The organism is Oerskovia sp. NPDC060287 (assembly GCF_042726775.1).
Taxonomy (GTDB): domain Bacteria; phylum Actinomycetota; class Actinomycetes; order Actinomycetales; family Cellulomonadaceae; genus Oerskovia; species Oerskovia merdavium.
The window spans coordinates 19,592-31,836 of sequence record NZ_JBHXBO010000003.1 but is presented as its reverse complement, the minus strand read 5'-3'; the positions used below and the strand labels follow the sequence as shown (position 1 = coordinate 31,836).

11 protein-coding genes are annotated in these 12,245 nt (G+C 71.6%); 6 read left to right on the top strand and 5 right to left on the bottom strand.

Annotation, left to right across the window (positions count from 1 at the left end; genetic code table 11):
* The first annotated feature begins 168 nt into the window (after positions 1-168).
* Positions 169-783, top strand: a complete 615-nt coding sequence (locus tag ACFWFR_RS00490; RefSeq protein ID WP_377620451.1) for a GyrI-like domain-containing protein — start codon at positions 169-171, stop codon at positions 781-783.
* 28 nt (positions 784-811) lie between these two features.
* Here the strand turns inward: ACFWFR_RS00490 and ACFWFR_RS00485 are convergent, their stop codons facing one another.
* On the bottom strand, positions 812-1,909 hold the full coding sequence (locus ACFWFR_RS00485) for a fatty acid desaturase (RefSeq protein ID WP_082608880.1): 1,098 nt from the start codon (positions 1,907-1,909) through the stop codon (positions 812-814).
* Between the two features lie 306 nt (positions 1,910-2,215).
* On the opposite strand from ACFWFR_RS00485, the gene ACFWFR_RS00480 reads away from it, so the two are divergent.
* Positions 2,216-3,031 carry a siderophore-interacting protein gene (locus tag ACFWFR_RS00480; protein ID WP_377620449.1) on the top strand — a complete coding sequence of 272 codons (816 nt, stop codon included), beginning with the start codon at positions 2,216-2,218 and terminating at the stop codon, positions 3,029-3,031.
* Positions 3,032-3,070: 39 nt separating this feature from the next.
* Here ACFWFR_RS00480 and ACFWFR_RS00475 read toward each other — a convergent pair whose 3' ends face one another.
* The 3 genes from ACFWFR_RS00475 to ACFWFR_RS00465 form a co-directional block, all read right to left on the bottom strand.
* Positions 3,071-3,964: an NAD(P)-dependent oxidoreductase gene (locus ACFWFR_RS00475; RefSeq protein WP_377620448.1), complete on the bottom strand. Its 894-nt coding sequence runs from the start codon at positions 3,962-3,964 to the stop codon at positions 3,071-3,073.
* A complete protein-coding gene (locus ACFWFR_RS00470; RefSeq protein WP_377620447.1) occupies positions 3,964-4,794 on the bottom strand; it encodes an aldo/keto reductase in 831 nt (276 codons plus the stop codon). The genes ACFWFR_RS00475 and ACFWFR_RS00470 overlap by 1 nt, the downstream gene beginning before the upstream one ends.
* A gap of 127 nt (positions 4,795-4,921) precedes the next feature.
* A complete protein-coding gene (locus ACFWFR_RS00465) occupies positions 4,922-5,875 on the bottom strand; it encodes a helix-turn-helix domain-containing protein (protein ID WP_377620445.1) in 954 nt (317 codons plus the stop codon).
* A gap of 89 nt (positions 5,876-5,964) precedes the next feature.
* On the opposite strand from ACFWFR_RS00465, the gene ACFWFR_RS00460 reads away from it, so the two are divergent.
* Positions 5,965-6,165: a hypothetical protein gene (locus tag ACFWFR_RS00460; RefSeq protein ID WP_377620442.1), complete on the top strand. Its 201-nt coding sequence runs from the start codon at positions 5,965-5,967 to the stop codon at positions 6,163-6,165.
* Positions 6,166-6,232: 67 nt separating this feature from the next.
* Complete coding sequence (locus tag ACFWFR_RS00455; RefSeq protein ID WP_377620440.1) at positions 6,233-7,474, top strand: acyl-CoA thioesterase/BAAT N-terminal domain-containing protein; 1,242 nt, start codon at positions 6,233-6,235, stop codon at positions 7,472-7,474.
* Positions 7,475-7,574: 100 nt separating this feature from the next.
* Here ACFWFR_RS00455 and ACFWFR_RS00450 read toward each other — a convergent pair whose 3' ends face one another.
* Complete coding sequence (locus ACFWFR_RS00450; protein WP_377620474.1) at positions 7,575-9,089, bottom strand: malate:quinone oxidoreductase; 1,515 nt, start codon at positions 9,087-9,089, stop codon at positions 7,575-7,577.
* A gap of 241 nt (positions 9,090-9,330) precedes the next feature.
* Between ACFWFR_RS00450 and nirB the strand changes: the two genes are divergently transcribed.
* Both nirB and nirD read left to right on the top strand, forming a co-directional pair.
* Positions 9,331-11,904, top strand: a complete 2,574-nt coding sequence (gene nirB, locus ACFWFR_RS00445) for a nitrite reductase large subunit NirB (RefSeq protein ID WP_191805491.1) — start codon at positions 9,331-9,333, stop codon at positions 11,902-11,904.
* Positions 11,901-12,239 carry a nitrite reductase small subunit NirD gene (gene nirD / locus ACFWFR_RS00440; RefSeq protein ID WP_068708463.1) on the top strand — a complete coding sequence of 113 codons (339 nt, stop codon included), beginning with the start codon at positions 11,901-11,903 and terminating at the stop codon, positions 12,237-12,239. Before nirB ends, nirD begins: the two co-directional genes overlap by 4 nt.
* The last annotated feature ends 6 nt before the right edge of the window (positions 12,240-12,245 follow it).

Below are 12,245 nucleotides of genomic sequence, written 5' to 3'. Positions count from 1 at the left end.
GGAGGTGGGTCGGTCGTCAGGCAGGGCGACGGGCCCGCCTCCTCGTCGTCCGCCCGCCCGACGGCGGAGCGAGCCCTTCGCCGTCGGGTGGCCCGGAGCGAGGGCCGGGTGGAGCATGGTGCCGACCCACGCACCGACGAGCCGCTACGACGTCCGCTGGAGGACCCCATGGACAAGGTCGACCTGCGCAAGGAGTACCGCGAGCTCTACGCGCCACCCCGTGAGTTCGTCCGGGTCGTCGTGCCGCCCTTGAACTACCTGCAGATCGACGGCGAGGGCGATCCCAACTCGGCCCCGGCCTACGCCGAGGCGGTCGAGGCGCTGTTCTCGCTCGCGTACGCCGTGAAGTTCGCGAGCAAGAAGGACCTGGGCAGGGACTACGTCGTCGGACCGCTCGAAGGCTTGTGGACCGCCGAGGACCCCGCGGCGTTCGTGCGCCGCGACAAGGACGCGTGGAGCTGGACGCTCATGGTCCTGCAGCCCGGCTGGCTCGACGACGCGTTCGTCGCGGACGTGGCCGAGGCGACGCGACGCAAGAAGGTGTTGCCGGCGCTCGATCGCGTGCGGTTCGCCGCGTACGACGAGGGCGACTGCGTGCAGGTCCTGCACGTGGGCTCCTACGACGACGAGGCGCCCACGCTCGCGCGGCTGCACGACGAGTACCTGCCCGAGCACGGTCTGACGTTCAACGGGCCGCACCACGAGGTCTACCTCAGTGACGTGCGCCGGACTGCCCCCGAGAAGCTGCGGACGGTGCTGCGCCAGCCCGTCCGTGCCCTCTGACCTGTGCGGGGCCGGCCCCCGAGAGCGCTCAGACCTTGCGGAGCTGGTTGAACAGCGGGCAGTCGAACGGGTCGCGTGCTGCGAGGCCCACCTGGTTGAGGTAGCGGACCACGATCGCGTAGGACGCGAGCAGGTTGGTCTCGGTGTACGGCATGCCGAGGCGTGCGCAGTGCTCGCGGACCATGAGGCGGGCCTTGGCGAGGTGCGGGCGGGGCATGCTCGGGAACAGGTGGTGCTCGATCTGGTAGTTGAGCCCGCCCATGAGGACGTTCATGACGCGGCCGCCCGTGATGTTGCGCGAGGTCAGGACCTGCTTGGACAGGAAGTCGAGCTTGCTGTCCGCGGGGATGATCGCCATGCCCTTGTGGTTCGGGGCGAACGACGCACCCATGTACACGCCGAACACCGCGAGCTGTACACCGAGGAACGCGAACGCCATGCCGAGCGGCAGGAACCAGAAGACGACGCCCACGTAGAGCGTGAGGCGCAGCGCGATCGTCACGAGCTCCATGGTCCGCGCGCGGCTCTTGGCCGAGGAGAGCAGCGATCGGATCGAGATCATGTGCAGGTTGATGCCCTCGAGCGTGAGCAGCGGGAAGAACAGCCAGCCCTGGTGGCGCGTGATGAGGGCGAGGAAGCCCTTCTGCTCGGCGGCGCTCTCCTCGAGGAACGAGATGGTGTCCGTCTCGATGTCCGGGTCCTTGCCCACGCGGTTCGGGTTCGCGTGGTGGCGGGTGTGCTTGTTCATCCACCACGAGTAGCTGATGCCCACGACGCCGTTGGCCAGGAACCGCCCCACGCGGTCGTTCGCGGGGCCCGAGGTGAGGATCGTGCGGTGCGCCGCCTCGTGCGAGAGGAACGCGAACTGCGTGAGGATCAGTCCCAGGGCGCCCGCGATCAGGAGCTGGAACCATGAGTCGCCCAGGAGGACGAAGCCGGCCACGGCCCCGCCGAGCGCGACCGTGAGGATCGCCGCGACCCAGCCGTAGTACCCGTGCGTCCGCTCGAGGAGCCCGGCCTCGCGGACGCGCTTGGACAGGTCCGTGTAGGTGCTGGTGATGCTGGTCCCGTCGCCCGTGCGGGGCTTGGTGGGGCGGAATCCGGGGAGAACGGCTGCGTCGGTCATGCGTCCCTCACAGGGCTGGGGGTCGACTTCCCAGCCGCGGGGTGAGCGAGATGCCCGTTGTACAGATGGCCCGAGTCTACGTGTGGCGTCGGCATCGGCGTGGAGAAAGGACGAAGGTCCGGTGCTGACCCGGCCCGGGTCTGCTCGGGAACGACGACGTCGTGCGGCCTGGCCCACTTGCCCACCCGGGCGTGTCGCGGGTCGGGAAGCGAGGGTCGTACCGGTCTGTCCCGTGCGCAGGGACGATGGTGACGCCGAGCCGGTGGTTAGGTTAGCCTGGCCTTCTTTCCGAGCAGAAGGAGTGTCGTGGCCGGGTTCCAGATGGTCAAGCCGACCGCCGTGCAGGTCATCGCTGCCGAGGTGGTCGCCTCGCAGCGGGTGAGTCCGTCGATCGTGCGCGTCACGGTCGGGGGCGAGGGCGTCGAGCACTTCTCGCCCATGGGGTTCGACCAGTGGTTCCGCCTCTTCCTGCCCCGGGACGAGCAGGAGTCGCTGCGACTGCCGACCGCGACGTCGGGGCTCTGGTACGTGCAGTACCTCGCGACGCCCAAGGCGCGGCGGCCGTGGGTCCGCAACTACACGGTCCGGGAAGCGCGCCCGGCGGATCGTGAGATCGACATCGACTTCGTCGCGCACGAGGACGGCGGGCCGGCGTCGGCGTTCGCGCTCGGGGCGAGCGCCGGCCATCCCGTGGGCATCCTCGACCAGGGGGTCGGCTACAACCCGCGCGTCCCGCACGACTGGACGCTCCTCGTCGCGGACGAGACGGGCCTGCCCGCGGTCGCGGGCATCTGCGCCTCGCTGCCCGACGACGCGCGCGGGCTCGCGATCGTCGAGCTCCCGCACGCGGCCGACGCCCAGGACTTCCGGGTCCCGGCCGGGCTCGAGCTCCTGTGGGTCGCGCGCGACGAGCACGGGGCCGAGCCGCACGCGATCCCCGGGCGCCTCGCGCTGGACGTGCTGAAGCGCGCGGACCTGCCGCCCGGCGAGGTCTACGCCTACGTGGTGGGCGAGTCGAGCCTCGTCACGGGGGCGCGACGCCACCTCGTGAACGACCGCGGGCTCCCCAAGGCAAACGTCGACTTCATCGGGTACTGGCGGCACGGGCGCGCCGCGGCCTGACCTGCGACGGCAAGGCCCAGGAATCGTGCCGCACTCCGGTCAGTCGCTGGCAGGCGACGGCGCGCGTGCCGTGCCGAACGCCGTGTACACGGCCGCGATGTCGTCGCTGCCGTGCCCACGCGCTGCTGCGCTGCCGTAGAGATCGGACAGCGCGTCGAGCAGCGCGGGGTCGAGGTGCGCCTGGGCCGCGGCCTCCGAGATGAGGCCGATGTCCTTGCGGAGCCCGTCGAGCGCGAACTGCGGCGCGAACTCGCCCGCGATCATCTCGGCCCCCTTGAGATGCGCGTAGGGGGAGTCGGACGCGCCGCCCGCGATGGCGTCGAGGAACAGGTGGGGGTCGATCCCCTCGGCACGAGCCAGGGCGATCCACTGTGCCGTGCCCGCGGTGATCGTCGCGAGCCACGCGTTGCACGCGAGCTTGAGCGCGGTGCCCTGGCCCACCTCGGTGCCTGCGATCACGACCTTGGCCGAGATCGCGTCGAGCACGGGGGCGATACCGGCCAGGACGTCGGGGTCTCCCGCCGCGAGCACGGCGAGGTTCCCCTCCTCGGCGGGCTGCTTGGTACCGAGCAGGTTGGCCTCGACCAGGGTGACGCCGAGCTGTCGCGCGCGCTCGACGACGAGGGCCGTCCCCTCGCGCCCGATCGTCGACGCCTGGACCCACACGGCCCCCGTGCCGACCGAGGGGCCGGCGGCGTCGAGGACGTCGAGGACCGCGGCCGTGTCGAACAGGATGCTCAGCACGACGTCGGCGCCGTGCGCCGCCTGCGCGGCGGTCGGGGCCACGAGCGCTCCGGCGTCGGCGAGCGGCGCGGCGCGCGACGCAGTGCGGTTCCACACCGTGACGTCGAAGCCCTCGCGCAGCAGTGAGTGCGTCACCCCGGTCCCCATGGTCCCGGTGCCCAGCACGGTGACGGTCGGCAGGTCGCTCATCAGAACTCCTCGTGCTCGTCGGAGTCGCGCGCGGCGTCCTCGCCGCGGTCGAGACCCGCGATCCGGGCCATGTCGTCCTCGGTGAGGGCGAAGTCGAAGATCTCGGCGTTGGAGCGCTGGCGCTCGGCGCTCGCGGACTTGGGGATCGTCACGATGCCCTGCTGGACGTGCCAGCGCAGCACGACCTGGCCGGCGGAGCGGCCGTGGGCCGAGGCGATCTCCTGGATCACGGGTTCGGTCAGGACGCCTTCCTCCTGCCCGAGCGGGCTCCAGCCCTCGACCGTGATGCCGCGCTCGGTGAGGTACCGCCGCAGGTCCGTGCGTGCGAGCGCGGGCGAGAGCTGGATCTGGTTCACGGCCGGGACGTGGCTCGTCTCCGCGATCAGCCGGTCGAGGTGGTGCTCGCGGAAGTTCGAGACGCCGACGCTGCGGACCAGGCCCTCAGCGGCCAGGTCGAGCATCGCGCGGTACGACTCGACATACCGGTCGAGGCGGGGGAGCGGCCAGTGGATCAGGTAGAGGTCGACGTAGTCGAGCCCCAGCCGGTCGAGGCTCGCGTGCAGTGCGTCCCGCGTCGCGTCGTACCCCTGGTCCGCCCCGCGGAGCTTGGTCGTGACGAACAGCTCGGCGCGGTCCACGCCTGACGCGGCGATGCCCTGCCCGACGCCCACCTCGTTCTCGTAGCGGGACGCGGTGTCGACGAGCCGGTACCCGAGCCCGATCGCGCTCTCGACCGCCCGCGCCGAGGCGTGGTCGTCGAGCGGCCAGGTGCCCAGGCCCAGCAGGGGCATGGGGTGGCCGGAGGACAGCAGGGTGGTGGGGATGGTCATGGAGCGCGCCTCACGTCGTACGGGACCGGACCCTCTCGACCCTAGGCGCGTGCCGCCGTCGTGCAACGTGGAGAACCGTGCCCGACGGCGCCGCACCCCCGGGTGCGCGCCTCGCCCAGGGAGAGGCTCAGGACGCGTGGCGGAACGTCTGGCGGTAGTCGGTCGGCGGGACGCCGACCGCCCGCCGGAAGTGGTGGCGCAGCAGCGCGGCCGAACCGAACCCGCTCAGGCGCGCGATCTCCTCGAGGTCGAGGCCCGACTCCTCGAGCAGCGTCCGCGCGCGGTGGACGCGCTGGGTCGCGAGCCACTGCATGGGGGTGGTCCCGGTCTCGGCGACGAACGTCCGCGCGAACGTGCGTGCCGACAGGTGGGCGCGGCGCGCGAGGTCCTCGACGGTCTGGGGCTCGTCGAGGTGCTCGTCCATCCAGGCGAGCACGTCGCGGATGCTCTGCTCCTCGCACTGCGGCACGGGGCGGTCGATGTACTGGCGCTGGCCGCCGTCGCGCTGGGGAGGGACGACCATGCGGCGCGCGATCGCGTTGGCCGCTGCGCTGCCGAACTCCTTGCGCACGATGTGCAGGCACGCGTCGATCCCCGCGGCCGTGCCCGCGCTCGTGATGATGTCGCCGTCGTCGACGAACAGGACGTCCGGGTCCACCTCGACCTGCGGGTAGCGGGCCGTGAGCTCGTCGGCGTGGCGCCAGTGCGTCGTGATGCGGCGCCCGTCGACGAGCCCCGCCTCGGCGAGCAGGAACGAGCCCGAGCAGACGCTCAGCAGGACGGCGCCGCGCGCGTGGGCCGCGCGCAGGGCGTCGATGATCTCCTGCGGGTACTCGTCGCGGATGGTCATCGCGGGGACCGCGACCAGGTCGGCGTCCTCGAGCGCGTCGAGACCGTGGTCGGGGATCAGCGAGGCGCCCATGCTCGTGCGGACGGGGACTCCGGCGACCGGGCCGCAGACGCGGAAGTCGACCAGGGGCACGCCGTCGTCCGTGCGGTCGAGGCCGAAGACCTCGCACACGACGCCGAACTCGAACGGGGCCAGTCCGTCGGCGACGACGGCCGCCACTGTGCGCAACATCCTTCGACGCTACGCCGCTGGCAGGATCTTGTCGATACCTGTCTCTCCTGCCACTCGTGCGCGCCGCGCGGCCGGACCAGGGTGGAGGCATGGACATCGTGGAGCTCGTGATGAGACTGGTCGTGATCGCGGCGCTCGTGGCGCCGCTCGTGGTGATGGCGGTGCGGCGCCCGCCGCCAGGAGGCCGGTTCCCCGCCGGGACGAACGACGGATGGACCCTGCCGCCGGCCGGGCGGGGCGACCCGCGCCAACAGGTGGACGTGGTCGGCACGCGCGGTCCTCGGGGGTGAGACCTGCGTCGCACGGCCCCGGCGTGGCGGGTTGTGCCGGATTAGTGCGGTACGGGAACATTTGCCCATGGCCTCCCGACGACGTGACCATGTCCCTGCCGTTGCCCTCCTGCTGACCGCTTCGCTGCTGGCACTCGCGGCGTGCTCGGCGCCTCCGGAACCGGACCCGGCGATCGAGGTCGTCGAGCAGGACGGGGCGTTCGACCCCCTGGCGATCACGCTGACCGGGCTCGGTGCGGGACGCGAGGTGCGCCTGGTCGCGACGACGGACCTCGACGGGGCGGCGATGTCGTCGCGGGCGACGTTCTTGGCCGACGAGGACGGCCGGGTCGACCTCACGACGACCGCCCCGACCGAGGGGTCGTGGACGACGGTCGACGCGATGGGGCCGTTCTGGTCCATGACGGGCAGCAGGCTCGGTATCGAGGCAGGGAGCGTGGACCACTCGGTGACGCTGTCGTTGAGCGCCGACGGCGAGCCCCTCGCCGAGACGGTCGTCGAGCGGACGGGCTACGGCGCGGACGTCGAGGTCCGCGACGTGACCGACGACGCCATGGTGGCCGCCTACGCCGTTCCCGCCGGGTTCTCGGCTGACGACACGTTGCCGGCCGTGCTCGTGTTCAGCGGGTCGGAAGGCGGGCTCGGGAACGCCCGAGCCAACGCCACCTGGCTCGCAGGGCTCGGCTACCCGGCCCTGGCGATCAGCTACTTCAAGAGCCCGGGGCAGCCGACCGAGCTCGCGGAGGTGCCGGTCGAGACCTTCCTGACCGGGCTCGCCTGGCTGCGTGAGCAGCCAGGGGTCGACACCGACCGGGTCTTCATGTTCGGCGTCTCGCGAGGTGGGGAGATGGCGCTGTGGCTCGCCGCGAACCGCCCTGACGAGGTGTACGGCGCCTTCGCGCCGACCGGTGCGGGCAGCCTGTACTGCGGCTACCCGAACTGGAGGGTGTCGGCCTGGACGCTCGACGGGGTGGGACTGCCGTGCGCGCCGAGCAGCGCGGTCGGCACGCCGCCCGAGACCCAGGTGCCGGTCGAGGCGATCGACGGCCCGGTCGTGCTGGCCTGCGGGACGGCCGATACGCAGTGGGACGCGTGCGGCCGCCTGCGGGACGTGAGGCCCCGCTTCGCCGACAAGGGGCTGGTCACGGCCGTCGAGCAGAAGGACGCCGGGCACTTTCTCGCGATCGCACCCTACCGGCCGTTCGGTCTCGACGAGCCGGGGGCGACTCCAGCCGCCACGCACCAGGCCCGCGTCGACTTCTGGGACGCGGTCGACGAGGTGCTCGCGGAGGCGAAGCAGCAGCCCTGATCCGGGCGCGAGGGCCGCAGGTCCGACGCCGCCCCGTACAGCACGACGCCCCGGTCTCCGTACGGAGGCCGGGGCGTCGGTGCGTTCTGCGACGTCGAGGTCAGCGGGCGCCGACCGCCTCCTCCGAGGGGCCGGCGGCGGCGGAGAGCGAGTCGAGCTCGGTCGCTTCCCACTGGGCCTGGCCGAGGCTCGGGATCATGGTCGCGAGCTCGGGACGCCACGTGGCGAACTGCTGCGGGAAGCACCGCTCGAGCAGGTCGATCATCGCGGGGACCGCGGTCGAGGCGCCCGGTGAGGCGCCCAGGAGGCCGGCGATCGAGCCGTCGGCGGCCGCGATGACCTCGGTGCCGAACTCGAGCACGCCGCCCTTCTTGGGGTCCTTCTTGATGACCTGGACGCGCTGGCCCGCGGTGATCTTCTCCCAGTCCTTGGGGTGCGCGGTGGGCATGAAGCCCTGGAGCGCCGTGAACTTGGACTCGGGGCTCGCGAGGAGCTGGCCCACGAGGTACTGGGTGAGGTCGATGTTCTTGAGACCCGCACCGAGCATGGACCCGATGTTGTGGGTCCGCAGCGAGGTGAACAGGTCCAGCAGCGAGCCCTTCTTGAGGTACTTGGGGCTGAACCCGGCGTACGGGCCGAACATCAGGTACGTCTTGCCGTCGACCACGCGGGTGTCGAGGTGCGGGACGGACATGGGCGGCGAGCCGACGTCGGCCTTGCCGTAGACCTTGGCCTGGTGCTGCGCGACGAGCTCCGGGTCGTCCGTACGCAGGAACTCACCGCTGATGGGGAAGCCGCCGTAGCCCTTGGCCTCCTTGATGCCCGCCTTCTGCAGGAGCGGCAGCGCGCCACCGCCGGCGCCGACGAACACGAAGCGCGCGTTCACGGTGCGCGGGGCCGCCTTGGCGTTCCAGGACACGTCCTTGACGGTGACGTCCCAGGTGCCGTCCTTGCGCTTCTTGAGCTTGTTGACCTCGTGCTGGAGGTTCAGCTCGACGCCGTTGGCCGTGAGGTAGGCGAAGAGCTGGGAGGTCAGGGCGCCGAAGTCGACGTCGGTGCCGCTCGTCGCGCGGGTCGCTGCGACGGCCTCGTCGCTGTCGCGGTCGAGGACCAGGAGGGGGGCCCACTGCGCGATGACCGCGGGGTCGTCGGTGAACTCCATCTCGCTGAACAGCGGGTGGGCGCTCAGCGCGGTGAAGCGGCGCTTGAGGTAGTCCACGTTGGCCGCGCCGCGCACGAACGTCATGTGCGGGGTGTGGCTGATGAAGCTCGCGGGCTCGGGCAGGTGACCGCCGGTGAGCAGGTGGTGCCAGAACTCGCGCGACACCTCGAACTGCTCGTTGATCGCGACCGCCTTGGCGATCTCGACGGTGCCGTCGGCCTTCTCGGGGGTGTAGTTCAGCTCGCAGAGCGCAGCGTGGCCGGTGCCAGCGTTGTTCCACGGGTTGGAGGACTCCTGGGCCACCGCGTCGAGGCGCTCGAAGACCTTGATGGTCCACGAGGGCTCGAGGAGCTTCAGGAGGGCGCCGAGGGTCGCACTCATGATGCCGCCGCCGATGAGGGCTACGTCGATGGTGTTCTGACCCGTTGTCTTCTTAGTCGCCACGCGCTCGATTTTACGCTTGTGAAGGAGTGCACATGGTGTGCGGTCCGTCACGGTCGTGGGTCACACTTTCTCGGGACCAAGGTCCCTCGGCAGCCCCTCGAAAGTCCTCGCGACGCGCTGATCAGCAGTTTTGACCACGATCGCTCGTATCTATGGACGAGGATGGTGCGCGAGGCAGATCCCGCCCCGGTCGGCCTCGACTCGTCACCTCGCTCCACGTCACACCCCAACGTCCTATGAGGCCCCCCAGATGAGCACTCCCACCCCCGGCCGCGTCGTGGTGGTCGGCGCCGGCATGGTCGCCCACCGGTTCGTGAGCCAGATGATCGCACGCTCGCCCGAGGGGGAGTGGCGGGTGTCCGTCGTCGGCGACGAGGACCGCGCCCCGTACGACCGCGTCCACCTGTCCGAGTTCTTCGGCGGCCGCTCGGCGGACGACCTGACGATGGACCCGACGGTCTGGGAGGACCCCCGCACCGAGCTGGTCACCGGGGACGCCGTCGCGGCCGTCGACCGCGAGGCGCAGACCGTCACGACCCGTTCGGGACGGGTCCTCGCCTACGACCACCTGGTCCTGGCGACCGGGTCGTGGGCCTGGACGCCGCGGACCGAGGGCACCGACCTGCCGGGCGTGTTCAGCTACCGGACCATGGCCGACGTGCAGGCGCTGCGCGAGTACGTCGAGCTGCGCACCGAGCGCCTGGGGCGCACGCTGCACGGCGTCGTGGTCGGGGGAGGCGTGCTGGGGCTCGAGGCCGCAGCCGCGCTCCAGGGGCTCGGGACGTCCGCGACCGTCGTGGAGTTCGCGGACCGGCTCATGAGCGTCCAGCTCGACGACGCGGGTGGTGAGGCGCTGCGCGTGCTCGTGACCGACCGCGGCATCGACGTGCGGACGTCGACGGGCGCCACGGGACTCACGGCGGCGGGCGACGGCGCCGTGGGGACCATGGACCTGTCGGACGGGTCGCGCATCCCGGCCGACGTCGTGATCTTCTCGACGGGCATCCGCCCGCGGGACCGCGTGGCGCGCGAGGCCGGTCTGGCGATCGGCGAGCGCGGCGGCGTCGTGGTGGGTGCGGCGTGCCACACCTCGGACCCGGCCGTGTGGGCCGCGGGCGAGTGCGCGTCGTTCGAGGACCAGTGCGTGGGCCTGGTCGCACCGGGCAACGCCATGGCCGACGTCGTGGTCGACCGTCTCCTGGGCGGCAGCGCCACCTACTCCCCGGCTCCCGAGGGGACCAAGCTCAAGGGCGTCGACATCGAGGCCGCGAGCTTCGGTGACGTGTTCGGGCTGACGCCCGGTGCGCTCGAGGTCACGTTCGCGGACCCGGTCGCCCGCACGTACCGCAAGCTCGTGGTCTCGGACGACGCGCGCACGCTGCTCGGCGGGGTCTTCGTGGGGGACACCGCGCTGTACGCGTCGCTGCGCCCCATGCTGGGACGCTCGCTGGGCGCCGACCCGTCGGCGTTCCTCGCCCCAGAAGGCGGGGCTCCGGCTCTCGGTGGTGACCTGCCCGACGACGTCGTGGTCTGCTCGTGCGCGAACGTCACGGCCGGGACGGTCCGGGGGGCGGTGACCGAGCACGGTTGCACGAGCGTGGGCGAGGTCAAGGCCTGCACCAAGGCCGGGACGGTGTGCGGGTCGTGCGTGCCCGTGCTCACCAAGATCGTCAACACCGCGCTCGAGGCCAGCGGCGTGACGGTGTCGAAGGCCATGTGCGAGCACTTCTCGATGTCGCGCGCCGAGCTCTTCGCGCTCGTGCGCCAGGACGGGCTGCGGACCTTCACCCAGATCGTCGCAGCGCACGGCACGGGTCGCGGCTGCGTGGTCTGCAAGCCCGTCGTGGCCTCGATCCTCGCGTCGCTGTGGGGCGGGTACATCCTCGACGGCGAGCAGGCCGCGCTCCAGGACACCAACGACCGGGCGCTCGCCAACCTGCAGAAGGACGGGACCTACTCGGTGGTGCCGCGTGTCCCGGCCGGGGAGATCACGCCCGAGAACCTCATCGTGATCGGGCAGGTCGCGAAGGACTTCGGGCTCTACACGCGCGTCACGGGAGCACAGCGCATCGGGCTGTTCGGGGCGCGGATCGACCAGCTCCCCGAGATCTGGCGCCGGCTGGTCGACGCGGGCATGGAGTCCGGCCAGGCCTACGGCAAGTCGCTGCGGGCCGTGAAGTCGTGCGTCGGCTCCTCCTGGTGCCGGTTCGGGGTCCAGGACTCGGTGGGCATGGCCGTGCGCCTCGAGCTGCGGTACCGCGGGCTGCGCTCGCCGCACAAGTTCAAGGTCGGGGTCTCGGGGTGCGCGCGCGAGTGCGCCGAGGCCCGCGGCAAGGACGTGGGCGTGATCGCGACCGAGAAGGGCTGGAACGTCTACGTGGGCGGCAACGGCGGATTCACCCCGCGCCACGCCGAGCTCCTCGCAGAGGATCTCGACGACGAACGTCTCGTGGCCGTGATCGACCGGTTCCTCGCGTACTACGTGCGGACCGCGGACCGGTTGCAGCGCACCGCCCCCTGGGTCGCGGACTTCCCGGGCGGGATCGTCGAGCTGCGCAAGGTCCTGGTCGAGGACTCGCTCGGCATCGCGGCCGACCTCGAGGCCGAGATCGCCCAGCACGTCGAGTCCTACGTCGACGAGTGGGCGCAGACCCTCGACGACCCGGACCGCCTGTCGCGGTTCGTGTCGTTCGTCAACGCCCCCGACCAGCACGACCCCGACCTCGCCTACGTGGGCGTGCGCGGGCAGGTGCGCCCGGCCCGCCCCGGCGAGCCGTCGGACAACAACCCGGTGATCGCCCGCACGGTGGAGGTTCGCAAGTGAGCGCGACGGCATGGACCACGGTCTGCCCCTTCGAGCGGCTCGTCCCCGAGCGCGGAGTCGCTGCGCTCGTCGAGGGGACCCAGGTCGCGGTCTACCGGCTGGCTGACGACCGCGTGCTCGCGGTCCAGCAGCGTGACCCGTACTCCGGGGCGAACGTGCTCTCTCGCGGGATCGTCGGTTCGGTGGGTGAGACCCCGACCATCACGTCCCCCATGTACAAGCAGGTGTGGGACCTGACGACGGGCGAGTGCCTCGACCCGAGCGGCAAGGAGCCCGAGGCGCTGCGGACGTTCGAGGTGGCGGTCGAGGACGGGACGGTCCTGGTCCGGGCGTGAGCCGCG